The 26868-nt window shown below is 62.0% G+C and carries 25 protein-coding genes; 13 read left to right on the forward strand and 12 right to left on the reverse strand.

Features of this window, described 5'->3' with window-relative positions:
• Positions 1-81: 81 nt before the first annotated feature.
• The 5 genes from ASE60_RS30700 to ASE60_RS30720 all read right to left on the reverse strand — a co-directional run bounded on the left by ASE60_RS30700 (position 82) and on the right by ASE60_RS30720 (position 4795).
• On the reverse strand, positions 82-1812 hold the full coding sequence (locus ASE60_RS30700; RefSeq protein ID WP_057255375.1) for an adenylate/guanylate cyclase domain-containing protein: 1731 nt from the start codon (positions 1810-1812) through the stop codon (positions 82-84).
• A 148-nt stretch (positions 1813-1960) separates the two neighbouring features.
• The gene (locus ASE60_RS30705; protein ID WP_057255376.1) at positions 1961-2983 is read right to left on the reverse strand and encodes an LLM class flavin-dependent oxidoreductase; all 1023 of its coding nucleotides are present in this window, start codon (positions 2981-2983) and stop codon (positions 1961-1963) included.
• A 176-nt stretch (positions 2984-3159) separates the two neighbouring features.
• Entirely contained in the window at positions 3160-3438 is a 279-nt protein-coding gene (locus tag ASE60_RS30710; RefSeq protein ID WP_244495748.1) for a cupredoxin family copper-binding protein, read from the reverse strand.
• Positions 3439-3482: 44 nt separating this feature from the next.
• On the reverse strand, positions 3483-4004 hold the full coding sequence (locus ASE60_RS30715; protein ID WP_057255378.1) for a DUF4142 domain-containing protein: 522 nt from the start codon (positions 4002-4004) through the stop codon (positions 3483-3485).
• 89 nt (positions 4005-4093) lie between these two features.
• The gene (locus tag ASE60_RS30720; RefSeq protein WP_057255379.1) at positions 4094-4795 is read right to left on the reverse strand and encodes an RNA polymerase sigma factor; all 702 of its coding nucleotides are present in this window, start codon (positions 4793-4795) and stop codon (positions 4094-4096) included.
• Between the two features lie 340 nt (positions 4796-5135).
• On the opposite strand from ASE60_RS30720, the gene ASE60_RS30725 reads away from it, so the two are divergent.
• The 11 genes from ASE60_RS30725 to ASE60_RS30775 all read left to right on the forward strand — a co-directional run bounded on the left by ASE60_RS30725 (position 5136) and on the right by ASE60_RS30775 (position 17471).
• Positions 5136-5546, forward strand: coding sequence for a hypothetical protein (locus tag ASE60_RS30725; RefSeq protein WP_057255380.1), 411 nt, complete (start codon positions 5136-5138; stop codon positions 5544-5546).
• A 234-nt stretch (positions 5547-5780) separates the two neighbouring features.
• On the forward strand, positions 5781-7253 hold the full coding sequence (locus ASE60_RS30730; RefSeq protein WP_156414752.1) for a competence protein: 1473 nt from the start codon (positions 5781-5783) through the stop codon (positions 7251-7253).
• Between the two features lie 118 nt (positions 7254-7371).
• Positions 7372-8139, forward strand: a complete 768-nt coding sequence (locus tag ASE60_RS30735; RefSeq protein ID WP_057255382.1) for a DUF899 family protein — start codon at positions 7372-7374, stop codon at positions 8137-8139.
• A gap of 108 nt (positions 8140-8247) precedes the next feature.
• Positions 8248-9951, forward strand: a complete 1704-nt coding sequence (locus ASE60_RS30740; RefSeq protein ID WP_057255383.1) for an amidohydrolase — start codon at positions 8248-8250, stop codon at positions 9949-9951.
• A 471-nt stretch (positions 9952-10422) separates the two neighbouring features.
• On the forward strand, positions 10423-11523 hold the full coding sequence (locus tag ASE60_RS30745; protein WP_057255384.1) for an ABC transporter ATP-binding protein: 1101 nt from the start codon (positions 10423-10425) through the stop codon (positions 11521-11523).
• 5 nt (positions 11524-11528) lie between these two features.
• Positions 11529-12449 (forward strand): ABC transporter permease, encoded by a 921-nt coding sequence (locus ASE60_RS30750; protein WP_057255385.1) that lies wholly within the window; start codon positions 11529-11531, stop codon positions 12447-12449.
• Positions 12442-13242: an ABC transporter permease gene (locus ASE60_RS30755; protein ID WP_057255549.1), complete on the forward strand. Its 801-nt coding sequence runs from the start codon at positions 12442-12444 to the stop codon at positions 13240-13242. The genes ASE60_RS30750 and ASE60_RS30755 overlap by 8 nt, the downstream gene beginning before the upstream one ends.
• A 19-nt stretch (positions 13243-13261) precedes the next feature.
• Entirely contained in the window at positions 13262-14296 is a 1035-nt protein-coding gene (locus tag ASE60_RS30760; RefSeq protein WP_057255386.1) for an extracellular solute-binding protein, read from the forward strand.
• Between the two features lie 139 nt (positions 14297-14435).
• Complete coding sequence (locus tag ASE60_RS30765) at positions 14436-15608, forward strand: serine hydrolase (RefSeq protein ID WP_057255387.1); 1173 nt, start codon at positions 14436-14438, stop codon at positions 15606-15608.
• A 107-nt stretch (positions 15609-15715) separates the two neighbouring features.
• The gene (locus ASE60_RS30770; protein WP_057255550.1) at positions 15716-16432 is read left to right on the forward strand and encodes a GntR family transcriptional regulator; all 717 of its coding nucleotides are present in this window, start codon (positions 15716-15718) and stop codon (positions 16430-16432) included.
• Positions 16433-16532: 100 nt separating this feature from the next.
• The gene (locus ASE60_RS30775) at positions 16533-17471 is read left to right on the forward strand and encodes a LysR family transcriptional regulator (RefSeq protein ID WP_057255388.1); all 939 of its coding nucleotides are present in this window, start codon (positions 16533-16535) and stop codon (positions 17469-17471) included.
• Positions 17472-17576: 105 nt separating this feature from the next.
• On the opposite strand, the gene ASE60_RS30780 is transcribed toward ASE60_RS30775, so the two are convergent.
• Together ASE60_RS30780 and ASE60_RS30785 are read right to left on the reverse strand one after the other, a co-directional pair.
• Positions 17577-18971, reverse strand: a complete 1395-nt coding sequence (locus ASE60_RS30780; RefSeq protein WP_057255389.1) for an FAD-dependent oxidoreductase — start codon at positions 18969-18971, stop codon at positions 17577-17579.
• 14 nt (positions 18972-18985) lie between these two features.
• Positions 18986-19363, reverse strand: coding sequence for a cupin domain-containing protein (locus ASE60_RS30785; RefSeq protein WP_057255390.1), 378 nt, complete (start codon positions 19361-19363; stop codon positions 18986-18988).
• Between the two features lie 385 nt (positions 19364-19748).
• Here ASE60_RS30785 and ASE60_RS30790 point away from each other — a divergent pair, with 385 nt between their 5' ends.
• A complete protein-coding gene (locus ASE60_RS30790; RefSeq protein WP_057255391.1) occupies positions 19749-20633 on the forward strand; it encodes a helix-turn-helix transcriptional regulator in 885 nt (294 codons plus the stop codon).
• Between the two features lie 60 nt (positions 20634-20693).
• Here ASE60_RS30790 and ASE60_RS30795 read toward each other — a convergent pair whose 3' ends face one another.
• From ASE60_RS30795 to ASE60_RS30810, 4 genes are read right to left on the reverse strand one after another with little or no spacing between them, the layout of a single operon-like run.
• A complete protein-coding gene (locus tag ASE60_RS30795) occupies positions 20694-21488 on the reverse strand; it encodes an ABC transporter permease (protein ID WP_057255392.1) in 795 nt (264 codons plus the stop codon).
• A gap of 10 nt (positions 21489-21498) precedes the next feature.
• Entirely contained in the window at positions 21499-22401 is a 903-nt protein-coding gene (locus tag ASE60_RS30800; protein ID WP_057255393.1) for an ABC transporter permease subunit, read from the reverse strand.
• A gap of 9 nt (positions 22402-22410) precedes the next feature.
• On the reverse strand, positions 22411-23478 hold the full coding sequence (locus tag ASE60_RS30805) for an ABC transporter ATP-binding protein (protein ID WP_057255394.1): 1068 nt from the start codon (positions 23476-23478) through the stop codon (positions 22411-22413).
• A gap of 30 nt (positions 23479-23508) precedes the next feature.
• Complete coding sequence (locus tag ASE60_RS30810; RefSeq protein ID WP_082616246.1) at positions 23509-24615, reverse strand: extracellular solute-binding protein; 1107 nt, start codon at positions 24613-24615, stop codon at positions 23509-23511.
• 241 nt (positions 24616-24856) lie between these two features.
• On the opposite strand from ASE60_RS30810, the gene speB reads away from it, so the two are divergent.
• Positions 24857-25810: an agmatinase gene (speB, locus tag ASE60_RS30815; protein WP_057255395.1), complete on the forward strand. Its 954-nt coding sequence runs from the start codon at positions 24857-24859 to the stop codon at positions 25808-25810.
• Between the two features lie 76 nt (positions 25811-25886).
• Here speB and ASE60_RS30820 read toward each other — a convergent pair whose 3' ends face one another.
• Positions 25887-26855, reverse strand: coding sequence for a DUF808 domain-containing protein (locus tag ASE60_RS30820; protein ID WP_057255396.1), 969 nt, complete (start codon positions 26853-26855; stop codon positions 25887-25889).
• Positions 26856-26868: the final 13 nt, after the last annotated feature.

Below are 26868 nucleotides of genomic sequence, written 5' to 3' on the forward strand. Positions count from 1 at the left end.
CCAACCGACAATGCTTAGAGGCGACGCGTGGTATAGCGATCTCACGCGTCTGTCGGTTGGCGCGTCTCCCGAATGGGCCGCCTATTCGGGCAGGTCCAGCAGGCGGTAGCCTTCCACGAAGTGCTGCCGCATCGTCTCGTCCCGGAACGGTTGCGATGCGGCCCATTGGCCGATCGTGAAGTTCGGATTGTTCATCAAAAACAATTGCGCTTCGGTCCGTGCCTCGTCCAGGCGACCGAGCCGCGCCAGACTGGCAGCAAGCAGGCGGCGCGATGTCGCCCGGTAGGTTTCCGGGTGGCGCAAGGTCTGGACCGCGGCCTCGTAGTCGCGAATGGCGTATTGCGCTTGCCCAAGCATCCAGTAGTACCAGCCCGGCGGATGCGGGTTGAGTCGGAGCGCTTTGTGAACGTGTTCGATCGCTTGTGCCGGTCGACCACAAAGGACGATAAGGTCGGAGCGCATCGCCCAGGCGTCGGCATGGTTCGGATCAAGCGTCAGCGCCAGGTCGAATTCGGCGTCGGATTCCTCCCAGCGGCACTCGTGACCGAGAATGATGCCCAGGACCCAGCGGTTCCCGGCGTCGTTGGGGTCGAGCGCTACCGCATTCTGCGCCTCGCTGACGGCGCGTTGCCGATAGGGAACGATCGGCTGGTCCCAGAATTCCCAGCTCAGCCAGAGGTTCAGTGCCAGGAGCCGGTGCGCCTCAGCATAGTCCTGATCGAATGCGAGCGCCCGCTCGAGAAGAAAGATCGCCTCTCTGGCTGCCCCAGCGGTCTGCAGACCGAGCGTGCGCGCCCGGACGCAATAGTCATAGGCTTTCAGGTTCGATGGGCGGTTCCGGGCCGGTGCGTCAGTTAGGCGCCCGACCAGGGCCTCGACGATCCTGCTCGTCACTTCGTCCTGAACGGCGAACATATCCTCCAGGCTGCGATCAAACCTCTCCGCCCACAGGTGATCGCCCTGCAAGGCGTCGATCAGTTGGGCGTTGATGCGAACACGCCCGGCCGCCCGTCGGGCACTGCCTTCCAGCACGTAGCGAACGCCGAGTTCGCGCGCGATGCGGCGCACATCCTCATGCCGGCCCTTGTAGGCGAAAACCGAATTGCTGGCGATGACGAACAGCCCGCCGGCCCTGGAGAGGTCGGTGATCAGGTCTTCGGTCAAGCCGTCGACGAAGACCTCCTGCTCCGGCTCGTTGCTCATATTGGTGAAGGGAAGGACGGCGATGGAGGGCTTGATGGGCAACGGCAAGGAGGCCCTGGCGCCGCTGCCTTGGCTCAAGGTCGCCGTGCTGATGCGATAAAGAGAAACCGGCTCGACTATGTTCTTGATCGCGTGGGGGCCAAGCGCGTCGAAATCGCAAAAGAGGCGCCGCCGCACCTGGTCGTAAATGTTGCCGGAGACGTAGATTTCGCCGGGACCAGCCATGGTCTGAAGCCGCGCGGCGACAATGACGCCGTCGCCGTAGAGATCGCCGCTTTCGACGACGACATCGCCGAGATTGATGCCGACGCGCAGAAGAATTCGGCGGTCGTCGGCAAGGCCCTGATTGGCTGTTGCCATGCCCTTCTGAATGTCGATCGCACAGCTGACTGCATTCACGGCACTGGCAAACTCCACCAACACACCATCGCCCATCGTCTTGACGATGCGGCCGTTGTGCTCGCGGACAAGGGGATCGAGAATCTGCTTACGGCGTTCTTTCAACGCCGCAAGTGTACCGCCTTCGTCCAGTTCGACGAGGCGGCTGTAACCGACGACATCGGCAGCCACGATAGCGGCGAGACGCCGTTGAGCGCGTTCTTCAGCCATATCGCGCCCTTCCGCAGAATGGGGTGCACGGAATTGTAGGACGTCCGCCGGAAATGTCTATGAGGGAATGCTTATGGGCTCGATCGTCGGCAATCGGAGCTCCAATCGCGACAATCCTGCCTGCTTCCGCCGAGGCGGGCTGCCGGCCCTAGCGCCAGCCGAGAGCGGGTGCGACGTGCTTCAGGATCGCCTCGATCACATGGGCGTTGTAGTCGACGCCGAGCTGGTTCGGAACGGTCAACAGCAGCGTGTCGGCTTCCGCTATCGCTTCGTCCTTGGCCAATTGCTCTATGAGAACATGCGGTTCGGCGGCGTAGCTGCGTCCGAAGATCGCCCGCGTCTTGTCGTCGATGAAACCGATCTTGTCCTCGTGCTGGTTTCCGCCGCCGAAGTAGACGCGGTCGCGATCATCCACTAGCGCGAAGATGCTGCGGCTGACCGAAACGCGCGGCTCGCGCGTGTGACCAGCCGCCTTCCACGCTTCCCGGTAGGCGCGAATCTGGTCCGCCTGCTGGACATGGAACGGCAGGCCGGTCTCATCGTCCTTCAGCGTCGAGCTCTGCAGGTTCATGCCGAGTTTCGCAGCCCAGACAGCGGTGGCGTTTGAGCTGGCGCCCCACCAGATGCGCTCCCTAAGCCCTGCGGAGTGTGGTTCGACGCGCAGCAGGCCGGGAGGATTGGGGAACATCGGCCGCGGGTTGGGCGCAGCGAAACCTTCGCCGCGCAGGACGTCGAGCAGAACCTCTGCATGCCGTCTTGCCATGTCGCTTTCGGTTTCGCCTTCGGCCGGCTGGTAGCCGAAGTGGCGCCAGCCGTCGATTACCTGTTCCGGCGAGCCGCGGCTGATGCCAAGCTGCAGGCGTCCGCCGGCGATGAGGTCGGCGGCACCCGCATCCTCGGCCATGTAGAGCGGGTTTTCGTAGCGCATGTCGATGACGGCGGTGCCGATCTCGATCCGGCTGGTCTTGGCGCCGACCGCCGCCAGCAGCGGGAACGGCGAGGCGAGTTGGCGGGCGAAGTGATGGACGCGGAAATAGGCGCCGTCAGCGCCCAGTTCCTCGGCCGCGACGGCGAGATCGATCGACTGCAGCAATGCGTCGGCCGCGGATCGCGTCTGCGACTGGGGCGAAGGTGTCCAGTGTCCGAAGGAAAGAAAACCGATCTTCTTCATGCTCGTGCCGCCTGTCGAATGAAACCGACGGCTTCATCGCATGATTCCGGCTTTGGATACAGACGGCGTTCGGTGACTTCACCGTGAACGGCGACGCGCTCTGATGATGTTGCGCCGCCGTCGTGGTCGGGAGTGGGGGCCCCTCATCCCAACCGTAAAAGAGCGGTCTTCCGCTTTCACCGCACTTGCAGGCGCGCCTTCATGTTCGGGTGAAAGCGGCAGTAATAGTCGAAAGTGCCGGCCCTGGTGACGGTGAGCGTCGCCGTTTTTCCGGGTGGGATCACCACGTCGAAACCGTCCTTGGCCGTTGCCGTGTGCGCCATGACGTCCTTGTTCTGCCATTCGATCACGTCGCCGACGACAGCGCTGATCTCGGCGGGCGAAAAGACGAGCTTTTCGACCGTGACCCGGATGGTTTCGGCCCGCACCGGCGGTCCGGCCAGAATCAGGACCAGACCGCAAAGAGCACCAAGGCTCAGTTTCGAGATCACGGCGCAACCTACTTCATCATGGCAGCGACATGCTCGGCATGTTGCTGGTGGCCCTGAAACAGCTTGAGGCCGGTCTCCAGCAGATCCTTGAGTTCGGCGTTCTTCGCTGACGGGATCAGCAGGGTTTCGAGCGCGCCGTTGACCTGCTTGTGGTAGGCAACCTCGTTGGCAACATAGGCCTTGTCGAAGTCGGTGCCGCTCAGTTTCGCCAGCTTTTCGCGCTCTTGCGTGGCGGCCTTCGTCAGCGCGCGGCTGGTGTCGTTGTCCTCGGGCTTCACGTTGAGCTTCTTGACGAGATCGAGGGCCTGTTTGTTCACAGCCTCGTGGTCACGCAGCATGTCGTTGGCGAAGGCGATGACGTCCTTGTCCTTGGAAATCTTGAGAGCCTGCTTGGCCGCCTCGATGTCGATGACGCCGGCGGTGTAGGCAATATGGGCGATCTGGGGATCGGTGATCCCGCTGCCCGCCGCAAGGCTGGCGCCACTGATGAGGCAGGCGAGGGCGAGGGCGGAGGTCAGGCGGGCATACATCGGGAACTCCTCTCCGGCGGAGCGTTGCCGCCGGTCTCTGTGGATGACACCCATTGGATGCGCGCCACGGACGAAGGTTCCCGAAAATTTCACCCGACGAACCCGAGCCGGCTCATGACGGCCGCCGTCAGCCGTTCGCAGCGGCGACCGGCAAAGGGGAACGCATTCATCAGAACGGGTCCGATCTTGCGGTCGATATGCTGGCGCAGGAGCTGGCGGGCGCGGTGCAGGCGGCTTCTGACCGTCTCCGGCTTGATGCCAAGCAGGGCGGCGGTTTCCTCGACGCTCATGGCTTCAATGACGCGCGCGGTGAAGATCAGGCGAAACGCTTCCGGCAAAGCGTCCGTCGCCTCTTCCACCAGGCGCAGAATCTGCCGTTGGGCAAGGGCTCGCTCCGGATCCTCCGAGCTTGCCGCATTGGGAAAAGGCACGATGTCGGCGCTCGCCTGCTCGGTTGCCAGCGGAACTTCTCGTCGGGTGGACGACTTTCGCAGACGTCCGAGCGCCTCATTGAGCACCACGCGATGAAGCCAGGTGGCGAGGCTGGCGTCGCCGCGAAACGTTTCCAAGTGTTCGAAGGCGCGAAGATAGGCCTCCTGCACCACATCCTCGGCGACGCTGTCGTTGCGCACCACGGCGCGTGCGATGCGGAAGAGCCGCTGATTATACCGGCGCATGATGGTGCGGAACGCTTCGGGATCATTGGCGAGCGCACCCTGGGCGAGATCGTGGTCCGTCAAATGATCGGGGTCGAGCGCGAGCGGTGTTGTTTGCAAGAGAACATCCTTCATCATCCACCTCCAAACCACCGTTTGATGCGGATCCGGCAAAATCGTTCCCGATCGGTTGAAGGAAAGAATACCCGCTGCTGAGGGGGACGGATATTGAAAACGAGCGCCCGCTGTTTTCGGCACCTGCCGCGCGTAGTTTCGCCGGGTGAGGGCGAAGAATTCGGGCACTTTTGCCAGCGAAAGTTGGGGGCAAAGCCGCGCTTCGCGCGGAGGTACGCGTCGACGATATTTTTTTTATTGGCAAGGGAACTGTGGTTCCCGCTGGCGAGTTGGTGAAGCGGCGACCTGCGTGTGGAGGGGCGCACACCGAGGTCGCATCTTCGGACCAGGAGAGACGACTATGAAGCATCAATCGATTGAACAATTGCAAGCGCTCGCCGAAATCCGTCCCGCTCCCGTCATGACGAGAACGGAACGGCTCCAACGTTGGGCCGAACTCTTGGAAAGCAATCCCGATCGCCGGCTGGGCACGCTTTCCGGTACCGAACGTGCGACCGCTGCCGTTCGGCAAGCCATGCAGGTCAACGGTTCCCCCATGACCGTCGCATTCGAGGATCCGCAATTGCGGCTCGTGGGCCTTGCCGATGACAGCTACGGCGAAGCAAAACGGTTCTTTGAAATATCGGACCACCAACTGCACGACATCGTCTGCGATTGCAATTTCGGCAGCTCGGTACGTGCTGCCTATGCCGCCCGGCGGGTTCGCTCGGCCATCGGCCTCTGGCCGCGACTGAAGGCGCTCTTTAGCTGAGCTAGATCGGCCTCACCCCAGGGAAGCCAGGGCGCCAGCCGGAAGCTTCCCTCACCTCCCGTCTTTAATGCCGGCGACAGGACATGATCGTCGGAGGGGGTCGGTTGCGGTGAAATCGGGCAGCCAGTTATGGCGACCTTCGACCACCGGATTTGGCGCGAAACCGATCGAGTTGTCGATTGAATATGACAAAATGCTACCATAAGCTGTCCCTGTCCAATGACGGGGGCGCTCATGCGATATCTTGATGATGACGTCGTAAATCTCCGCCGTGCCGATGGCAGTCAAGGGCAGTATTACTGGGGCGACCGCTGCAACGTGCTCTCGACCGAAGGCAGTCGTATGCGTGTCGAAATCCTCGGCGCACGCGGAAAAATCGACGAAGGCTTCATCCGGGCCGAGACCAGGCTGCGCGACACGGGCTTGCTGCGGCTGTCGATGGTGGACGTGCAACAGGGCGATGGTCTCATTCTGGAGACCCCTGAAGGCAAGGTGATTTTCATCGATGGCGGTGACAACCAGCTCTTTGCCCGTCACGCCAACGCCCGCTTCCCGAATACGAGCGACACCGATCCACTGGTGGTCGATCTGATCCTGATCACCCATGGGGATGCCGACCATTTCGAGGGGTTGGTGGAACTGCGTAAGTCGGAGGCCGACAGCCGCCCGAGCAAGCGGATCTTCATCGCGCCGAGGCGGGTTTATCACAACGGTATCGTCAAACGGCCGAGCGAAGACGGCAATCAGAAACGGCGCAAGGATACTGAGCTGCTCGGGCAGACCGTAGCGGTGGACGAGCGTGTATTCATCGTCGGCCTCGTCGACGACCAGGCGGCCGTGCCGCGCGAAGAGAGGAATCGTCCCTTCAACAAATGGGTCGACACGCTTGCCGCCTGGGAGGGGCGGGTTCAGACGGTTACCGGCAACGGCATCGAGCGTCGACGGATCGACCACCTTTCCGCCGGCGCCTTCGACTTTCTTCAGGATGAGTCGATCGCCGTCGATATTCTCGGGCCAATCGTCGAGACTGTCGGCGGCCAGCCTGCGTTGCGCTTTCTGCGGTCGCCGCCCGACGACGCCAACTTGATGCTCGGCACTGTGGCGGCGAGCGGCCAGGGCGCCTATTCTGCGTCGCACACGATCAACGGCCACTCCATCAATTTTCGGCTGCGGTTCGGCAATGTGCGGTTCATGTTCACCGGGGACATGAACCAGGAAGCAAGCCAGCGCTTGCGCGAGGCCTTGCCGTCGGCCGCCCTGCGATCGGAAATCCTCAAGGCGCCTCATCATGGCTCTGCCGATTTCGACATGGAATTTCTCAAGGAAATCGGCGCCGTCGTTTCGCTGATTTCATCGGGAGATGAGAGTGAAGCCAAGGAATACATCCACCCTCGCGCAACGCTGATGGCGGCGCTTGGGAAAGCTGCGCGCACCACGCCGGCGATCATTTTCTGCACGGAGCTGGCCGCATTCTTCAAAACGCTGGTTTACGTGCAGGATCCGACTGACGCCAGCAAGAAAGTCTTCGCGTTCGAGCGCACGAATTTCGGGATTTCGCATGTGCGGACCGACGGCGAGCGGGTTCTCGCCTTTACCCATTCCGGCAAGAGGTTCATGAACGAGGCCTATCGCTTCAACGTATCGCCCACGGGCGATGTCGTTTTCGAAAAGAGCGTGGTCAAACGATCGGCGCCTGCAGCGCCGTAGGAGCGATCGTGTGCCTCTTCGCAAGGTGCGCTCGGAGTGGGTGACTCACGTCAGGTGCGACCCGGCGCGCAACGGACTATGTTATGATGCCTGCGCATCCGCTTTGATGGAGGTATCCATGAGCGTGACCTTTCCGAACGAAAGCCCCAGCTACCGCGATGCGCGCAACAGGTTGTTGCAACGGGAGGCAGCACTCAGGCGCGAAATGGAAAGCGTCGCCGCGGAAATCCGTGCACTCCCGCCGGGCGGGCATGTCCTTGAGGATTATGAATTCGACCATATTGATGAGACGGGCTCTGCGGCCAAGGTTCGGCTCTCCGAGCTGTTTCGACCGGGCACCAACACCCTGATCCTCTATCACTACATGTTTCCGCGCCATCGCTCCGATAGGCGCGCCGGACCGCGGAGCGGCCCGATCGCAGGTTGTGCTCTGGAGGATGGGCCGTGCCCCTCCTGTACCGCCCTGCTCGACAATTGGGAGGGCGCTGTGCGGCATGTCGAAGGCTTCGGCGTCAACATCGCCGCCGTCGCGAAGGCGCCGATCGAAAGGGTTTCCGCCTTCGCTGCCGACCGCGGCTGGCGGGATTTGAAGCTGCTTTCGGCCGCCAACAACAGCTTCAAGCGCGACTATCACGGTGAGAGCGAGGATGGGCAGCAGGTGCCGATCCTGACCATATTCCACAAGGATGACGACGGGCTGATCAGTCTGAGTTGGGCTTCCGAACTGTTGTTCGAGCCAGCCGATCCCGGGCAGGATCCGCGGCATCTCGGCACTGTCGAACCGATGTGGACCCTGCTCGACCTGACACCAGGCGGTCGGCCCGACGTCAACGAACAATTCGATGCCGAAACCTATCGGGCGGAGATGGACGAACGGCAAACCTAGCCCGAGGGAGTATATCGCTGCCTTCCCGACTTGCAGCATCATCCATTCAACGCCGGTGTCGCGCGGCTCGCCGGGGGTGGAGGGATGCAGTCGCGGGAGGAGAATTTCATGACATTGGCAGCAGTAACCCGGGCGCTGAGCGCGACCTCGGTCCTGGCGATCATGGTTTGCGCAGCGCAGCCGGTTTGGGCGGCGCCGGATCTGATCGTGCTGAACGGCGACGTGCGCACGGTCGATCAGAGTACGCCCAACGCTCAGGCCTTCGCGGTCGAGAACGGCAAGTTCACTGCGATCGGCAGCAATGACGAGATCAAGGGGCTGGCCGACGCCGAAACAAAGGTGATTGACGCCGGCGGCAAGACCGTCACCCCGGGCTTCATCGACGGCCATACGCATCTCACGTCCGGCATGGACATGGTGACCGGTGTCGATCTCTCCTACATTCCGGACAAGAAGACCTGGCTCGAAAAGATCAAGGAAGCCGATGCGCGCCTGCCCAAGGGCGTCTGGCTGATGGGCGGCGGTTGGGATTACACGCTCGGCGAAGGCAAGCTACCGACCAAGGAGGATCTCGATGCCGTGGTGCCGGATCGCGTCGTCATCCTGCGCGACATCGATTTCCATTCCTACTGGGTCAATTCCAAGGCGCTCGAAGTGGGCGGCGTGACCGCGACGTCCAAGGTCGAGGAGGGCGGCGAAGTCGTGCTCAACGACAAGGGCGAGCCGAGCGGCATTCTGCTCGAGAGCGCTGGCGACCTCGTCGAGAAACATCGGCCGGCGGTCGCCGATGCGGAACGGCGCGGGGCCCTGCTGCAGACGATGAAATTTGCCAACAGCCTCGGCATCACCGGCGTCAACGACATGTCCGATCTCGCCGCCGTGCACGACTATGCCGCGATCCTCGCCGAAAAGAAGATGCCGCTTCGCGTCTGGTACGGCTTCTTCGAGGGTGACCCGAAGAAGATCGCCGCCGCCGTGAAGGATCGCGACGAGGTCGACAAGGTCGCCGCGGATTCCGGCGAGCAGGAGAAGAAGGGGCCGATGCTCAAGCTCGGTTACACCAAGTCGGTGATCGACGGCGTGCTCTCGACGCGTACCGCCTACATGCATGAGGACTATTCCGACCAGCACGGCTGGAAGGGCAAGCCGTTCGAAACCAAGGAGCAGCTTGCAGCCGCGATCAAGGCCTCCAACGAAAACGGCTTCCCGACGGCGGTGCATGCGATCGGCGACGGTGGCGTCAGCCTCGTGCTCGATGCCTTTGCCGAAGCCTCCGTGCCGCGACCGCAGCCGAACCGCATCGAACATATCGAGGTCGTCGAGACCAAGGACATCCAGCGCTTCAAGGAGCTGGGCGTCGTTGCCTCGATGCAGCCGAACCATGCGACCGGCACGATCGGCAAATACATCACCGAGCGCATCGGTACCGAACGCGAGCCGCGGGCCTATGTCTGGCATTCGATGCTCGACGCCGGTGTGCCGCTGGTGTTCGGCTCGGACTGGCCGACCTCGCCCTTGAGCCCTCTGACCCAGATCAACGACGCCGTCTTCCGCGAGAGCCCGTTCGGGCTCGGTGATGGTCCGTGGCACCCGGAACAGGCTGTCAGCTTCGACCAGGCGCTGCACGGCCTCACGCAAGCCGGTGCCGACATGACGCCCTGGGGCGCTCAGATCGGCTCGATCAGTGTCGGCAAATGGGCGGATTTCGTGGTGATCGACGGCACGCTACCGGATCCGCTCGATCGTTCCATCCGGGAGCGCAAGGTTGAGGCGACCTATCTCGCCGGAAGCGAGGTCTATCGCCAGCCGTAAGTCTCGAGCGGAGGAACCCATTGCCATTGTCGATCGCCTACGGGAAGCGACAACTGCCTGTCTTCCGGTAATCTAGATCACTATCGGCCGGTGCCTGTGGCGCCGGCCGATTTGGCATGAACGGTGCCGGTCCATGCCGTGTTTTGAGGGAGCCTGCCCTTCCTTCCGGCCACGCCGCCTCCCTTTTCTGATCCGATTACCGGCTCCCACGAAAACGAGTTTTCGGGGCCTTTCGGTGTCGATTACGGATCTTTTCACGCAGTCGCGTGCTTATGGCGTGTTGCTCCATAATATTGATTTTAAATCATAAATCGTCTCTTGTTTCGCTTCGCAACCAAAATTCAGCACTCGCAAATATAATTCCTATTGCGTGATCTGAGATCACACTATACGTTCCAAAAAAATGTCGGAGGACGGACGGTTGCGGCATCGCCATGCTGCGGCGAGCGCTCGACTTCGTCGGGAGGAAACATGAAAAACACCACGATATCCGATGACTGTGCGGTCGATATCCGCGCCGTACGCAAAGCCTACGGGGCGGGGGAGAGCGCCTTCGTCGCGCTCGACAACGCAACCGTCTCGGTTCGGGAAAACGAGTTCTTCACGCTTCTCGGTCCATCCGGCTGCGGCAAGACGACGCTGCTGCGCATGATCGCCGGTTTCGACTATCCGACGAGCGGCGAAATCCTGCTCAATGGTTCGGATATCACCAGCCTGCCGCCATTCCAGCGGCCGGTAAACACCGTCTTCCAGAACTATGCGCTGTTTCCGCATATGACGGTGGCCGAGAACGTGGCTTTCGGCCTGGAAGCGCTCGGCAAGCCCCGCACCGAGGTCAAGGCGCGGGTGGCGGAAATGCTGCGGCTCGTGCAACTGGAGCATCTGGCCGGGCGCCGCACAAACCAGATGTCGGGCGGCCAGCAGCAGCGTGTCGCGCTGGCAAGGGCGCTGGCGCCGCAGCCGAAGGTGCTGCTGCTCGACGAGCCGCTATCGGCGCTGGACTACAAGCTGCGCAAGGAGATGCAGTCCGAGTTGAAGCGGTTGCAGTACGAGACCGGCATCACCTTCATCTTTGTCACCCACGACCAGGAGGAGGCGCTGACCATGTCCGATCGCATCGCGGTGATGTCGGCCGGTCGCATCCTGCAGATCGGCACCCCGCGCGAGATCTACAACAGGCCGGCGGATCGCTTCGTCGCAAGCTTCATCGGCGAGACGAACTTCCTCACCGGAGCGCTTCACGGTGTCGCCAACGGTAAGGCAAAGATTACGTTGAAATCCGGCCAATCGGTCGTCGTCAACGCTGCGTCGGACGCGCCGGCATCCGGCGACGTGACCTTCATCGTCCGGCCCGAGCACGCCAGCGTCGTCGAAGGCTCAGGTGATCTTAGGGGCATAGTCGAGAAGGTCGTTTATTTCGGCACCGATACGCATCTCCATCTGCGCCTGAGTGGTGGAGAAGCCTTTACGGTGCGGCAACAGAACGGTTCCGTTTCAGGCAGCGCTGTCGAGGCGGGCCAAGCGGTGGCCGTGGCGATTGCCGAGGGAGCAGCACAGGTCGTGAGGGCTTGAGACCCATGACCAGCGCCAACGATCTCACGACGAAACTGGAAGCCGTCGACGCGCGCAGACGCTGGCTTCTTGCCTCGCCCGCATTGCTGACGATCTTTCTCGCGGCCATCGGCCCGCTGTTCATCGTGCTCGCCTATTCGTTCCTGACGCCGGGCGATTACGGCGACGTCAAATGGCAGTTCTCACCCGACGCCTGGATCGGCGTGTTCTTCGAGCGCGACATCTTCGATGACACGTTGTCGCTCGCGACCGCCCATGTCGATATCTTCTGGCGCTCGGTGAAGCTCGCCTTGATCACGACGGTGGCAACGCTCTTCTTCGGCTTTCCGACCGCCTATTTCATGGCGACGCGCAACGAGCGAAGCCGCGATCTCTGGCAGTTCCTGATCACCATTCCGTTCTGGACCAACCTTCTGATCCGGACGCTCGCGATCCTGCAGATCATCCGCAACGAAGGCATCCTGAATACGGCTCTGATCAAGCTCGGCATGATCCAGGAACCCATCCAGATCCTCTTCACCGACACGGCCATCCTGATCGGCATGGTCTATGTCTACCTGCCGCTGATGGTGCTGCCGATCTATGCCAGCCTCGAGCGGCTCGATTTCCGCCTGGTCGAAGCGGGCTACGATCTCTACGCCACACGCTGGCGCGTGTTGCGCAAGATCATCCTGCCGCTCGCCAAGCCGGGCATCATCGCCGGCTCGATCCTCGTCTTCATCCCGGCGATCGGCGCCTTCGTTTCGCCGAGCGTTCTCGGCGGCGGCAAGAACATGATGTTCTCCAACCTGATCGAACTGCAGTTCGGCCAGGGGCGGAACTGGCCGCTCGGCTCGGCGCTTTCGATTACCGTGATGATCATCGTGATGGCGGCGCTGCTCGTCTACGTGCGCAATAACTCGGCGAAGGATGAACGCCATGCGTAAGGGCTTTTCCGTCCGCCATCAGCCCGGCTTCACGGCCATTGCAATCGCCTGCTTTGCGCTGCTCTACCTGCCGGTCGTCACCTTGGTGGTCTACGCCTTCAACAGCGCGCCTTCGGTGGCGGCCTGGGGTGGCTTCTCGCTGCACTGGTTTGAGGTCGCCCTGACGAACAGCGACGTCATCGACGCGTCGGTCCGCTCCTTCCAGATCGCGACTGTCGCGGCGACTTTGGCCACCGTCTTCGCCACCATGGCGGCGCTGGCGACGACGCGGACGCGGCGCTACCGGGGTCAGACCTTCATCTATGCCTTCATCAACCAGCCTCTGATGGTTCCGGAAATCGTCACGGCGGTTGCGTTGCTCATCATCGTCGCGCAACTGAAGGCCGTCACCGGCTATTCCGGGCTCGGCTACCTGATCGCCGCACATACGGCGTTCTGCATCCCCTTTGCCTATCTGCCGATCCGTGCCCGGCTCGAGAACATGGATCTGAGCCTCGAGCGGGCGGCGGCCGATCTCTACGCCAAGCCGCTCTACACGTTCCGCCGGGTGACGCTGCCCCTGCTCTGGCCGGGCATCCTCGGCGCCTTCATGCTCGCCTTCGTGCTCTCGCTCGACGACGTCGTCATCACCGAATTCGTGAAGTCCGGCGGCCAGGACACGCTGCCCACCTACATGCTCGGCCAGATCCGCCGCGGCATCACGCCTGAAATGAATGCGATTTCGACGGCCTTCCTGCTGCTGTCGGTCGTCATCGTCACGCTGTTTTTCGTCGTCAGCCGAAAATGCACCTGATCAAAATGGGAGGAACCAAATGATACGTGCAAACCGCATGACCCTTCTGCTTGCCGCACTCATCGCCTCGACGGGCATTGCGCATGCCGAAGGCGAACTGAACATCTACAACTGGGGCAACTACACCAGCCCGGAGATGGTCAAGAAGTTCGAGCAGGCGTTCGACGTCAAGGTCACCGTCACCGACTATGACTCGAGTGACACCGCGCTTGCCAAGGCAAGGCAGGGCGGCTCCGGCTATGACGTCGTCGTCGTCAACCAGGTCTATGTGCCGATCTGGGTGAAGGAAGGGCTCTTGATGGAGCTCGACCCAGGCCAGATGGAGAACTTCAAGAACGTTGCGCCCGAATGGGTGAATGCCGACTTCGACCCCGGCCGTAAATATACGGTTCCGTGGGCCGTCGGCACCACCGGCGTCGTGGTCAATGGTGACGCCTACAAGGGCGATGCCGACAGCTGGAGCATCGTCTTCAATCCGCCGGAAGAACTGAAGGGCAAGGTCAATGTCGTGCCGGAGCTGAACGACGTGATGGCTGCCGCCATCCAGTATGTCGGCGGCGAACAGTGCACGGCCGACAAGGCGGTGCTGAAGAAGGTCCGCGATGTGCTTGTCAATGCCAAGGCGGACTGGATCGCCATGGAATACAACACCATCGAGAAAATGGCGGCCGGCGACTTCAAGGCCACCCTTGCCTGGAACGGCGCCGGCTTCCGCGCGCGGATGAAAAACCCGGCGATCAGCTTCCACTACCCCAGGGAAGGCTACGGTGTCTGGAGTGACAACGCGGCGGTGCTGAAGGACGCCAAAAACGTCGACAACGCCAAGCTGTTCATCAACTTCGTCATGGATCCCGAGAACGCCGCGATGAACTCGGCCTTCCATGGCTATGCCAACGGCATCGCAGGCTCCGAAAAGTTCATGCCCGACACCATGAAGAACGCGCCGGAAATCGTGATCCCGGCGGAGCGCCGGGAAGGTGGGCAATTGCAGCGCCTCTGCTCGCCGGAGGCGCAAGACCTCTACAAGCGGATCTGGACCGATCTTCGCAAGTAGGCGCGCTTCAGCCTCTGATTTCAGTGCCGGCGGCCCTGTCGCCGGCGCTGCTCGCCAGCGCCGCCATCGCTCCCGCCTGACGGTTCGTCCGGTGCAGGTGCCGTGCGCTGCGTCGATCCATTCAAGAAAGGACATATCCATGACCGGCAAGACCGCGTTCAGCGAAAGATACGGCTTCCGCCGCGACCAGGTAACGCTCGCCAATTGGCGCACGGCGCCCTTCAGCCGTTGGGCGTTCCAGAACGTCGGCGAGCTGGTGCCGAGCGCCCCGGTCGTGGCCGCCTCTACCGCTCCCACGGAAGAGCTGCGTGATTTGTCGTGGCTGCTTTCGGAGACGGTGTCGCTGCCAAGTGGCGAGAAGCGGATCGGCGACTTTCTTGACGGCTCCTATGCGGACGCGCTGACGATCATGAAGCGCGGCAAATTCATCGGCGACTGGGTGGCGCCGACCATGAACTTCGGCGAGAAGCACATCGCCTTTTCCATCAGCAAGTCGATGGTCGCGATCGTCGCCGGCATCCTTGAGGACGAGGGCCTGCTGGACCCGAACGCACCCATTATCGACTACCTTCCGGAAACCGCGGGCTCGGCCTATGCGGATGCCACCGTCCGGCATGTGCTCGACATGACGGTCAGTCTCGACATCGAGGAAGCCTATCTCGATCCGGAAAGCGCTTTCGGCCGCTACAGGCGCGCGATGCTCTGGAACCCTGGTGGCGGCGACGAGGGGCTGTTCGAATTCCTCTGCACGCTGAAGCGGCTGCCGACGCCGCACGGCGAGGTTTTCCGCTATCGCTCGCCCAACACCGACCTGCTCGGCATCCTGCTCGAGCGCGTGTCCGGCAGGCGCATCGCCGATCTGATGCGGGAAAAGCTTTGGACGCCGCTTGGCACCACCGACGAAATCGCGATCACGGTCGATCGCGAGGGAACCAGTCGCGCTTCGGCTGGAATATCCCTGACGCCACGGGATCTTGCGCGCGTCGGCGAGATGATGCGCAACGGCGGCATGGCGCGCGGTCGGCGCGTCCTTTCGGAAAGCTGGGTCGAAGACACGCTCACCAAGGGCAGCCATGAGGCGTGGCAACGCAGCGATTTTGCGCCGCTGTTCCCGAAGGGGCGCTACCGCAACAAATGGTATCAGACCGGCGAGGGCAGCTTCTGCGGCATCGGCATCCATGGCCAATGGCTCTTCGTTGATCCCAAAAACGAACTGGTCGTTGTCAGAATGTCGTGCCAGCCGGATCCGGTGATGGAGGCATTTGACTACGACAACATCGCGTTCATGAAGGCTTTGGGAAAGCTGCTCTGACGCGCCTCGAGCATCCGGAAGGTCTTGCGCTGATGTCGCGGAATCTCCTACCAAGATAAACTCTCTCTTTTAGCGCTGCGCTCCCAATGCAGCCCCAGGTTTCGAGCATGGCGACGAAGAAGACACCAAAAATCACCAGCATCGAAACACCGGTTCCGATGTATGAGCAGGTCTATCAGCAGATCGTGCAGGCGTTGATGGCCGGGCATTTCGAACCGGGCCAGAAGCTCACCTATCGCAAGGTTGCCGAGCAGTTCGGGACGAGCCCGATGCCGGTGCGCACCGCCTTTCAGCGGCTGCAGGCATTGAAGGGCCTCGAACTTCTGCCGAACGGCAGCGTCGAGGTGCCGCTCTTGACCGTCAAATCCTTCGTCAGCCTGACGGAGGCGCGCATCGCCATCGAAGGCACGGCAACGGAACTCGCGGCGAGCCGCCTCAACGGCAACAACCTGCGCACCGTGCGCCACCACTGCAATCAGCGTACTGCAGCGGCGAAGGCGGGTGACATCGACCGCTATCTGCAGGCGAACTTCGACTTCAAGTTCTCGATCTACCGCCACTGCGGCAACGAGCACCTGATCTACATCATCGAAATGCTCTGGCTCCAGGCGGGACCGTTTTTGCGCAAGCTCGTCGAGGGAACGCCGTTTACCGCGACCGAAGTGCTGGACGTCGATTTTCACGACAAGATCGTAGCGGCTCTCGAGGCGAAAGACCCGCAGCGGGCACGCGAGGCCGTTGCCCACGATATCCGCGATGCCGCAGACTACATGCTCAAATACGCGAGGTTCCTCTCGGACGAGGACGTACGGCCGGCCACATAAACGGACTGGATTTCGTTCACGCCTGCCCTAGCTTAGTGCATGAAAATGCATAATAATCGCGCTTCACTTGGATCTTTATCAAGGTAAGGGCGGACCTTGCATGGCTTTGGACTCGTTGGATGTGAGGCTGCTGCGCATCTACGTCACGATCGTGGAGGCGGGCGGTTTTGCGGCTGCGCAGGGAGAGCTCAATCTCTCGCTCTCGACGATTTCCAACCATATCTCCGCGCTGGAGAGCCGGCTCGGCCTAACGCTCTGCCAGCGCGGCCGGTCCGGCTTTCGCCTCACGGAAGAAGGGCGCGCCGTCTACGAGGAGGCCAAGCGCCTCTTCGGCTCGATCGACCAGTTCGACATCCGCATGAAGGGGTTGCAGCATCAGTTGAACGGTACGCTCTCCGTCGGCCTCATCGACAACACGCTGTCTGACCCGTCTTCCCGTCTCAACCGCGTCTTTGCCCGGATGACGGACGAGGCACCGGAAGTGGCGCTTTCGATCGTCACGCGGCCGCCGCATGAACTGCTGCGCGATGTGATAACAGGAGAGCTCCACATCGCGATCGCCAGTTTTCCGCGCACGACGCTGGGGCTGGAATATGTCGATCTCTACGAGGAGACGCAACGCTTCTATTGCGGCGCGGAGCACCCGTTGTTTTCCCGTGACGACAGCGAGATCGAGATCGACGATATCCGGTCCTACAATCTGATCGGCCGCTCCTACTGGAACGCCCGTGACCTCAAGATTTTCTCGATCGCCAATCCGCGCGCGACGGTCAGCGACATGGAAGCAGAGGCGCGGCTGATCCTCTCCGGTCGCTACCTCGGCTATCTGCCCGACCATTTCGCCAGCCGTTATGTGAACGAGGGTTTGCTGCGGCCGATCCGCCCGGATCTCTTCAGCTACAAGGCGCCGTTCCAGGCGGCCTTCGACAAGACGCGTGCAAAGTCGGGTCTGATCCCGTTTTTCGTGAAGCTGCTCGTTAGTGAATTCGGCGTTTCGCAGACCGGACGAGGCGCGTCTCGTTTGCGTGCAGGTCGATAAGCCCTTCAATCCTGACCGGCCCAGTGCCAGCTCGCGAAAACAAAGGCAGGGCCGGTATCTCGGCTCTGCCTTTGTCAAACGATAGGTGCCTTTTGGCGAGAGGCGTCAGCTTAGAGGGAAACCCATCGCCGAAACCATTTTCAGCCAGGGCTTGCGCCAGCCGCCGGACTTGTCCGCCGTATCGAGCGCATACATGGTGACCTGCGCACCGAGCCAGCGGAACGGTTCCGGCGGAATAGCGTTCGGCAGGCTGGTGGCGAAATCCAGCCGGCTCTCCGGCGTCTTCGAACCGTCGAGAATGTCGAGCGCGATACGCGCGCCGAAGCGGGAGGCCGAAACGCCGAAACCGGAATAGCCGCCTGCATAGACGACCTTCTCGCCGTAGTAGCGCTGGAAGTGCACCGCCATGCGGGTACTGAGATCGATCGGCCCGCTCCAGGCATGGGTGAAGCGCAGGCCTTCGAGCTGCGGGAACGTGTCGAAGAAGGCGGATGCCAGGGGCTTGTAGGTTTCGAGTTCCTTGTCGACCGAAGGGAAGGGGTTGCCGGCAAAGGCGTAAGCCAGACGACCGCCGAAGATGATCCGGTTGTCCTTGGTGAGCCGCATGTAGTTCATCTGCGTGCGGGTGTCGTAGACGCCCTGACGGTGGCTCCAGCCGATCGACGCCATACGCTCTGCTGACAGGGGCTCCGTTGCCAGCACCCGGTCGCGAACGGCGACGACCCGGTGCTTGATCTTTTTGTGGCCCGAGGCAAAGGCATTGGTGGCGAGAAGAACCTTGGGCGCGGTGACGCTGCCCGAAGGCGTCGTAGCCTTCATCCGGTCGCCAAGATCTTCAAGGCCGGTCAGTTCGGTGTTCTCGAAGATCTCAACGCCGAGGGTGAGCGCAACCCGCTTCAGCCCGAAGGCAAGCAGCGCCGGATGCACCGTGCCGCAGATGTGCTTCGACCAGACACCGGCCTTGTAGCGTGGCGAATTGATTTCGCTGCGGACGGCGCCCTGGTCGAGGAAGACGGCCTGGTGGCCATATTTGAGATGGAGTTCGTGCTCTTCGTGCAGCGCTTCGATATGGGCATCGTCGACGGCTACTGTCAGCTCTCCACCCCATTCGGCGTGACAGTCGACGGCGTGTTCCTCGAGGGTCTGCAGGAAGCCGTGCATGTTTTCCTGGCCAAGCCGCTCGAGCGCGGCGATGTCCTTGGGGAAGATGCGCACGGCATTCGAAAGTCCGTGCATGACCGACGTCGAGACGACGCCGCCCGGCCGGCCCGAAGCGCCGTTGGCGACCGAACCCTTTTCGATCAGCACGACGTCGATTTCGGGCTGGCGCTGTTTCGCCTGGATGGCTCCCCACAACCCGGTAAAGCCGCCGCCGACGACGAGCAGGTCAGCCTTCAGATGGCGCGTCAGTCGCTCTCGCGGCTCGGGCGCGTCCGGCCGGTCGAGCCAGAAGGGCGTCATCGTCACATCTGCAAGGGCTTTGCTTCTTACCTTGGTCATGGAGACGCCTCACATCACTTCGCGGCTGGTGCGGTGTAGAGGACGTAGACCTTGCGCATCGTCTCGAGCACTTCGAAACGCACCTCGACGCCGGCAGGCAGGACATAGCTTTCGCCGGCCTCGAAGGTCTCGATGGAACCGTCCGGGTTGGTGATTGCGACCTTGCCCGAGAGGATCACACTGTATTCGCTGCCATCGGGGTAGGAGAGCATTTCCGCGTAGGGCGTCGACTGCCAGGTGCCGATCACGACGGCTTTGTCGGGGCTTTCGAAATGAACATCGCCGAGTTCGTCTGCAAAACCGGACAGGATCGCCTCCGGCGGGACGACGCTGCATTTTTCAAGCTCGCGCAGGCCGACACCGTTGCGCCCGAGTTTGATGACCTTCGACATGTTCACTCCAGTTCAGAAAGACGAGCGGCAAGTACATCGGCCGCCCTTCAAGGTTTCGTTGCTTTATTTTCGCGCAAAGCAGCCTGGTGCCTGAGACCAATGTGTCGTCTCGACAGTCACATGCCGTCTTGCGTGCCGCCGATCTACTATGGGGCTTGCCCCATTTTTCTAGGCGCCCGGGTCAATGTCCGGAATACGCCTTAGGGCTAGGTTTGGAGGACGAGAGCCCGGCTCAGGGGCGGCGTCAGCCCTTGCGGAGCCTGGCTTTCGCTGCCGATGTCGTTGTTTTGGTTGCTCAAATGATAGTTTTGGATTTCCCGTAGTGAAAATCCGTTACTTGCGACGCACTAAACCTTCGCCTAATCTGCGCCTGGAGGAGAACAACATGAACAACGATACGATCGTCAAAGTCTGCGCGGCGACGCAGCGGGTGCCCGGTGTGGGTGATCTGGCGCTATCTCTGATGGAGGGGGTCGGCCGTTCGGATTTCCAGGATCGTCTGGCGCAGTCGCTCAAGCGACACATCGCAATCGATGCCGGTCTGATGCTCCTGTATCGGCGAAACGCAGCGCCGAAGATCCTGTTCAACGACTGGCGTACGGACAGGGGCCTGTCCGATATTCGAGCCTACCTGCAGGGCCCGTATCGGCTCGACCCGTTCTACCGGCTGGCGCTCGACAACGGCGACGATGGTCTTTATCGCCTGAGGCAGATCGATCCGTCCTTCGACCGGTCGCAATATTACCGCGACTACTACCGCCACTCGGGCCTGCACGACGAATTCAACGTCTTCATCGGAATCGATGCCGACACGAAGATCGCGATCTCGCTGGCGCGACGCCACTCCCACGCGGCCTTCAGCGGAGAAGACCAGGATTTCCTGCAGAGCGCGGCGCCGCTGCTCAGCATGGCCGTGCTCCGGCATTATCGCGACCTCAGGCCCGAGAGCCTCGGCGATGACGGCTCGCCGCTCCAGAGCGCATTGGCGCAGGCAATCCGGAACTTTGGCCGCAGCCTGCTCACCGATCGCGAATGCCAGGTCGCGCAGATGATCCTGCGCGGATATTCGGTCAAGGGGGCCGCTGAAAAGCTCGGCATCTCACCGGCGACCGTCAAGCTGCACCGCCGCAACCTCTATGCCAAGCTCGACATCAGCTCGCAAACCGCGCTGTTCTCGCTATTCATCGATGCGGTATCGTCGGCGAGCAATGCCTTCGAAGATCCGCTGGCGACCTATCTCGCGCCGGGTGGCGCGCTTCTGCCACACTGATCCAAGGCGTTGAAACGGCGCAATTCCAGGAGAGACGTTTCCTGGAATTGCCCTTTCTGGTCAGGCTGTGGTGGCTCGCTGTTCCGAGCGTCGCGAGACCAGTTGTGCGGCCACCAGTCCCAAAACCACGATGCCGAGAATGATCGTCGAGATCGCATTGATTTCCGGCGTCACGCCGAACTTGATTTGCGAATAGATCTTCATCGGCAGGGTCGATGCGCCCGGGCCGGTCGTGAAGCTTGAGATGACCAGATCATCCAGCGACAGGGTGAAGGACAGTAGCCAGGCGGAGACGATTGCCGGGACCATGTTCGGTAAGGCAACGCTGACGAATGCTTTGGCCGGCGGGCAGCCGAGATCGCGGGCCGCTTCTTCCAGCGACGGGTCGAGCTCGACCAGCCGCGATTGCAGCACGACGGTCGCAAAGCAGAGCGTGAAGGTCGTGTGCGCCAGCGTGATGGTGAGCGGCCCGCGATCAATCCCGAGCGTTACGAACATCAAGAGCATCGAGACGGCCATCACCACTTCCGGCATGACCATGGGCGCAAGCAGCATGCCGTTGAACAGTGCCCGGCCGCGGAAACGACGCAGCCGCACCATCACAACGGCCGCGAGCGTCCCGAGAATGGTTGCTGCCGTTGCCGAGACCGCAGCGACCAGGAAGCTGACTTTCGCACCTTCAATGATCGAGGGGTTGTTGAGAACGGTTGCATACCATTGAGTCGAGAAGCCGCCCCAGACCGTCACGAGCTTCGAGCCGTTGAAGCTGTAGATGACGAGAACGACGATCGGCAGATAGAGGAAGGCGAGGCCGAACAGGATCGAGAGCCGATTGAACCAGCTTGGTTTTGTCATGGCCAGCTCCTCAGGTTCGTTCGCGCGACTGGCGCGATTGGAAATAGACGATCGGCACGACCAGCAACGCGAGGAGCACGATCGTCACGGCGGCGGCCATCGGCCAGTCGCGATTGTTGAAGAATTCGAGCCAGATGGCGCGGCCGATCATCTGGGTATCGGCGCCACCTAAGAGATCCGGGATGACGAACTCGCCGACGACGGGGATGAAGACCAGCGCGCAGCCGGCCAAGACACCGGGCAGGCTCAAGGGGAAGGTGACCCGCCAGAAGGCCGAGATGCGGGAGCAGCCGAGATCGCGCGCCGCCTCGATCAGGGTGCGGTCCGCGCTGCTCAAAGTTGAGTAGATCGGAAGCACCATGAAGGGCAGGTAGGTGTAGATGATGCCGATATAGATCGCCGTCTCGGTGTTGAGGATGCGCAGCGGTTCGCTGATCAGGCCGACCTTCAAAAGCAACGCGTTCAGGAGACCGTCGTTCCTGAGGATGCTCATCCAGGAATAGACTCGGATCAGCATCGAGCTCCAGAACGGAACGATCACCAGGAAGACCAGGAGAGAGCGGGAGGATGGCGAACAGGACGCAATGCCATAGGCGAGCGGATAGGCGATGAAGAGCATGGCGGCGGTCGAAATCGCCGCAACCTTGAGGCTCGTCAGATAGGCCAGAAGATAGGTGTCGTCGGTGAGAACATAGAGGAAGTTCTCGAAGTTGAGGCGGAGGTTCAGGATCGAGCCGTCCCATGCCGTCAGCGGCTCGAAGGGCGGCATGCCGAGCCGCACGGTCGAGAGGCTGATGCCCGCAACCAGCGCGAAGGGTGCCAGGAAGAGCACCAGAAGCCAGGCATAGGGGATGGCGATCAGAAGACGCTTGCCCCAGTTCGTCTTTGTGGAAGGTGTCGCTGCCGTGAGCATGGGAACCTCCTATTCGGCCAAGAGCCGGCTTGCCTGCGGCGACCAGCTCGCAAACACCCGATCGCCGACGCCGAGATCGCTCTCGGCTCCGAGATTGACCCGGCGTGCGTCGAGCGTCGCACCAGACTTCAGCCGGACGCGGTAGTGCCGCTCGACACCGGTATAGGTGAGCTGTTCAACCGTGCCTTCGAGACCACTGCCCGAAGTCGCGAGTTCCACCCGCTCGGGGCGGACCGAGACCCAGAACGGCGCATCGAGCGCGACGCGGTCGGTAAAGGCCGCATGCAGTCGGCCGCCGGCTTCGTCGCTGTCGATCTGCAGCTCGCTGCCACTGCGATCCGCTCGGCTACCGGCAAACACGTTCGTTTCGCCAAGGAACTTGGCGACATAGCGGGACTGCGGCGTTTCGTAGACTTCCGAAGGCGAGCCGACCTGCAGCACCTGCCCCTGCTTCATGATGGCGATGCGGGTGGAGACCGTCATCGCCTCGTGCTGATCGTGGGTGACGATGATGAAGGTGAGGCCGAGCTCCCGTTGCAGGCGAACGAGTTCGAGTTGCGTTTCGGTGCGCAGGTTTTTGTCGAGCGCCCCGAGCGGCTCGTCGAGCAGCAGAACCTTCGGCCGTTTGACCAGCGCACGGGCGAGCGCCACGCGCTGACGCTGGCCGCCGGAAAGCTGCGCCGGCTTGCGGTCGAGCAGCGCCGTCAGCTGCAGCTTCTCCGCCACCTCGTCGATACGCTTCCTGATCTCGCTCTTGGCAAGACCATCCTGCTGCAATCCGAAGGCGATGTTTTTGCCGACCGTCAGATGCGGGAACAGCGCATAGGACTGGAACATCATGTTGGTCGGGCGTTTATGCGCCGGCACGTCGGTGACATCGGCCCCTTCCAGTTTGATGGCGCCGGATGTCGGCGTCTCGAAGCCGGCGATCATCCGGAGCAGCGTCGACTTTCCGCAGCCCGAGGGGCCAAGAAGCGAGAAGAACTCGCCCTTCTCGATGCCCAGGCTGATGTTGTTGACGGCCGTGACGACGCCATAGGACTTCGCCAGGTTCTCGATCGAAATATAGGATTGCACGGGGTCTGGTCCTGCTGTTGACGGTGCGCGCTATTGGCCGGCCCTGAAAGCCGACCAGACGCGGGTGCGCTCGCGCGTCTGGCGCGGTGGCAGCGACTTGTCGACGAAGAGCTTGGAGCGGACTTCGGCAGGAGGATAGATGTTCGGGTTGTCGCGGATCCCGGCATCGACCTCGGCGGTCGCCGCGGCATTGGCGTTAGCGTAGAAGACGTGGTTGCTGATCGCAGCAACCGTCTTCGGCTCGAGGATATAGTCGATGAAGGAGAGCGCCTGCTCCGGATCCGGCGCATCGGCCGGGATCGCCATCGTGTCGAAAGAGATGATCGTTCCTTCCTTCGGGATCGAATAGTCGACCTTGACGCCGGTCTCGGCTTCCTCGGCGCGGGCCGCGGCAATGCCGGCGTCGCCGCTCCACATCAGCGCCAGGCAGAGCTGGCCCGACGCCATGTCGGCCACAAGCTGGCCGCTCTGCATATGGCGAATGAATGGACGCAGCTTCAGCAGCAGCTCCTTCGCCTTGTCGAGGTCGTCCTGTTTGGTGGAGTATGGGTCGAGGCCGAGATAGTTGAGCGCGATCGGGATCACTTCGTTCGGCGCATCGACGATGCCGATGCCGCAATCCTGGAATTTCTGGGCGACCTCGGGTTTGAAGAACATGTCGAGGCTGTTCGTCGGCGCATCGGGAAGGCGCTCGCCGACGAGCTTGGCGTTGTAGGCGACGCCCGTCGTCAGCCACATGTAAGGAACCAGATACTTGTTCTCCGGGTCATGCTCGGCGACGAGCTTCAGCAGGTCCTTGTCGAGATTGCCGTAGTTCTTGAGCGCCGTGACGTCGATCGGCTTCAGCGCGCCGGATTGAATGAGGCGTTCACCGACCGTGGCGCTTGGAAAGGCGACGTCGAAGCCGCTGCCGCCGGCGAGCAGCCGGGTTTCGAGCACTTCGAGCGAATCGTAGAAGTCGACCCGCGTTTCGACACCGGTGCGGGCCTGGAAGTTCGAGACCGTGTCTTCGGCGAAGTAGTCGGAGAAGTTGTAGATGAACAGCTTGTCCTGCGCCTGGGCGGTCGTTGAGACCGCGATAGCGGCGAGCGATGCCGCAAACATGGAGCGCAGTGCGGTGCGGGTCAAGTTTTGCATGGTTCCTCCCAAGGACATCGTATTTTTGTTTTCACCAAAGTGATTGGCGGGTCCTAAGAGGGCAACACTCCCTTTGGCTAGGTGCGGGAGGCGGGGCACCGTCGTACATGGCAGTCGACGCCTGGATTTGCTCTGTCAGACATGTTGGTTTGATCGCGATCGAAGTAACATTCGATCAATCCCGCATTTCTCGGCCAGCAGCGCCTGATAGGTTCCGGCGACATCAAAAGGGAGAGCTTCCATGGAAGAGAAATTCAACCAGCCGCTCGGCGGCAACGACATGCCCCGCTTCGGCGGTCCGGGTACGATGATGCGCCTGCCGGCGGCAGCGTCGGCCGCGGGCCTCGACGCCTGTTTCGTCGGCATTCCCATGGATATCGGCGCATCCAACCGTTCCGGAACGCGCTACGGGCCGCGGCAGATCCGCGCTGAATCCGTGATGATCCGCCCCTACAACATGGCGACCGGTGCAGCGCCGTTTGAAAGCCTGCAGGTGGCGGACATCGGCGACATCGCCATCAACACCTTCAACCTGCCGGCCAACATGGAGATCATCACCCGCAACATCGGCGAGATCCTCAAGCACGACTGCATTCCGCTGACGCTCGGCGGCGATCACACGATCAGCTATCCGATCCTGAAGGCGATTGCCGAGAAGCACGGTCCGGTCGCTCTCATCCATGTCGACGCGCACGCGGATATCAACGACACGATGTTCGGCGAAAAGATCGCGCATGGCACGCCGTTCCGGCGCGCTTTCGAGGATGGCTGCCTCAATCCCAATCTCGTGTTCCAGATCGGTCTGCGCGGCACCGGCTATGCGTCCGATGACTTCGACTGGTCGCGCGACAAGGGCTTCACCGTCGTGCCGGCCGAGGAATGCTGGCACAAGTCGCTCGTGCCGCTGATCGAAGGCATTCGCGCCAAGATCGGCAACCACAAGACCTACCTGACCTTCGATATCGACAGCCTCGACCCGGCCTATGCGCCGGGCACCGGCACGCCCGAGATCGGCGGCCTGACGGTCATTCAGGCGATCGAAATCATCCGCGGCTGTCGCGGTCTCAATCTCGTCGGCGCCGATCTCGTCGAGGTCAGCCCGCCTTTCGATACGACCGGCACCACGGCGATCACCGCGGCGAATCTGCTTTACGAAATGCTCTGCGTGCTGCCGGGCGTGAAGTACAAGCGGTAGGCCGCCGAAGAGATCGGAAATCAATTATCAGGAGGCCGCGGGCGGCCTCCTTCCCGATCCATGTTTGCGAAAGTATCTAGCTCTTTGCCGGCCGCAGGCGGCTCCAGATCGGCGCGACGACGTTGCCCATGACGACGATGGTTGCGGCGCCGACGGCGATGGCAAGCAGGGCCTGGAGCGCCGAGGTCGTGAACCAGCCGACGACCGCCGGGGCGACCGTCAGCGTGTGGGCAACGCTTTCGGAGACATCGTGGATGAAGTGTTCCGGCCCGGCCTGGCCCAGTTGCGCCATGCCATGCACGAGGATGCTGCCGCCGACCCAGAGCATGGCCGCAGTGCCGATCGCAGCAAGAACTTTCAGGAATGCGGGCATGCCGAGAACGAGGCCGCGGCCGAAAACGCGTACGGCGGACAGCGGGTTCTTCGCCAGCGCGACGCCGGCATCGTCGGCTTTGACGATGAGCGCGACGACCCCATAGACGGCGAGCGTAATCAGGATGCCGACGCCGGCGAGTACAGCGCCCTGCATGTAGATGTCGGCATCGGCGACGGTCGACAGGGTCAGCGCCATGATCTCGGCCGAGAGAATGAAGTCGGTACGGATGGCGCCGGCAACCCTCTCGTTTTCAAGCGCCAGCGGATCGCTCTTTTCCCCGAGAACCGCTTCCTCGTGCGCGTGGGCCGCATGCGGAAAGATTGCGCCGTAAAGCTTCTCGGCCCCCTCGTAGCAGAGATAGATGCCGCCGAGCATCAGCAGCGGCGTGATCGCCCAGGGCGCGAAATAGCCGAGCAGCAGTGCGCCGGGCAAAAGGAAGAGCAACTTGTTCTTCAGTGAACCAAGGGCGATCCGCGCAATGATCGGCAGTTCCCGTTCAGGCGTCAGCCCCACCACGTAGCGCGGCGTCACCGCAGCGTCGTCGATCACGACGCCGGCTGCCTTGGCGCTGGCCTTCGCGGTCTGGGCCGCGACGTCGTCCAGCGAAGCGGCCGCCATCTTGGCAATGGCCGCGATGTCGTCGAGGAGGGCGATGAGACCTGTGGCCATAAGTTGCTAACCC

This window comes from Ensifer sp. Root278 (assembly GCF_001429285.1).
Taxonomy (GTDB): domain Bacteria; phylum Pseudomonadota; class Alphaproteobacteria; order Rhizobiales; family Rhizobiaceae; genus Ensifer.

Bases quoted from the DNA above. Each gene is read 5' to 3' on its own strand.
- ASE60_RS30700 (WP_057255375.1), bottom strand. From the start codon at position 1,812: ATGGCTGAAGAACGCGCTCAACGGCGTCTCGCCGCTATCGTGGCTGCC.
- ASE60_RS30705 (WP_057255376.1), bottom strand. From the start codon at position 2,983: ATGAAGAAGATCGGTTTTCTTTCCTTCGGACACTGGACACCTTCGCCC.
- ASE60_RS30715 (WP_057255378.1), bottom strand. From the start codon at position 4,004: ATGTATGCCCGCCTGACCTCCGCCCTCGCCCTCGCCTGCCTCATCAGT.
- ASE60_RS30720 (WP_057255379.1), bottom strand. From the start codon at position 4,795: ATGAAGGATGTTCTCTTGCAAACAACACCGCTCGCGCTCGACCCCGAT.
- ASE60_RS30725 (WP_057255380.1), top strand. From the start codon at position 5,136: ATGAAGCATCAATCGATTGAACAATTGCAAGCGCTCGCCGAAATCCGT.
- ASE60_RS30730 (WP_156414752.1), top strand. From the start codon at position 5,781: ATGCGATATCTTGATGATGACGTCGTAAATCTCCGCCGTGCCGATGGC.
- ASE60_RS30735 (WP_057255382.1), top strand. From the start codon at position 7,372: ATGAGCGTGACCTTTCCGAACGAAAGCCCCAGCTACCGCGATGCGCGC.
- ASE60_RS30740 (WP_057255383.1), top strand. From the start codon at position 8,248: ATGACATTGGCAGCAGTAACCCGGGCGCTGAGCGCGACCTCGGTCCTG.
- ASE60_RS30745 (WP_057255384.1), top strand. From the start codon at position 10,423: ATGAAAAACACCACGATATCCGATGACTGTGCGGTCGATATCCGCGCC.
- ASE60_RS30750 (WP_057255385.1), top strand. From the start codon at position 11,529: ATGACCAGCGCCAACGATCTCACGACGAAACTGGAAGCCGTCGACGCG.
- ASE60_RS30755 (WP_057255549.1), top strand. From the start codon at position 12,442: ATGCGTAAGGGCTTTTCCGTCCGCCATCAGCCCGGCTTCACGGCCATT.
- ASE60_RS30760 (WP_057255386.1), top strand. From the start codon at position 13,262: ATGATACGTGCAAACCGCATGACCCTTCTGCTTGCCGCACTCATCGCC.
- ASE60_RS30765 (WP_057255387.1), top strand. From the start codon at position 14,436: ATGACCGGCAAGACCGCGTTCAGCGAAAGATACGGCTTCCGCCGCGAC.
- ASE60_RS30770 (WP_057255550.1), top strand. From the start codon at position 15,716: ATGGCGACGAAGAAGACACCAAAAATCACCAGCATCGAAACACCGGTT.
- ASE60_RS30775 (WP_057255388.1), top strand. From the start codon at position 16,533: ATGGCTTTGGACTCGTTGGATGTGAGGCTGCTGCGCATCTACGTCACG.
- ASE60_RS30780 (WP_057255389.1), bottom strand. From the start codon at position 18,971: ATGACCAAGGTAAGAAGCAAAGCCCTTGCAGATGTGACGATGACGCCC.
- ASE60_RS30785 (WP_057255390.1), bottom strand. From the start codon at position 19,363: ATGTCGAAGGTCATCAAACTCGGGCGCAACGGTGTCGGCCTGCGCGAG.
- ASE60_RS30790 (WP_057255391.1), top strand. From the start codon at position 19,749: ATGAACAACGATACGATCGTCAAAGTCTGCGCGGCGACGCAGCGGGTG.
- ASE60_RS30795 (WP_057255392.1), bottom strand. From the start codon at position 21,488: ATGACAAAACCAAGCTGGTTCAATCGGCTCTCGATCCTGTTCGGCCTC.
- ASE60_RS30800 (WP_057255393.1), bottom strand. From the start codon at position 22,401: ATGCTCACGGCAGCGACACCTTCCACAAAGACGAACTGGGGCAAGCGT.
- ASE60_RS30810 (WP_082616246.1), bottom strand. From the start codon at position 24,615: ATGCAAAACTTGACCCGCACCGCACTGCGCTCCATGTTTGCGGCATCG.
- speB (WP_057255395.1), top strand. From the start codon at position 24,857: ATGGAAGAGAAATTCAACCAGCCGCTCGGCGGCAACGACATGCCCCGC.
- ASE60_RS30820 (WP_057255396.1), bottom strand. From the start codon at position 26,855: ATGGCCACAGGTCTCATCGCCCTCCTCGACGACATCGCGGCCATTGCC.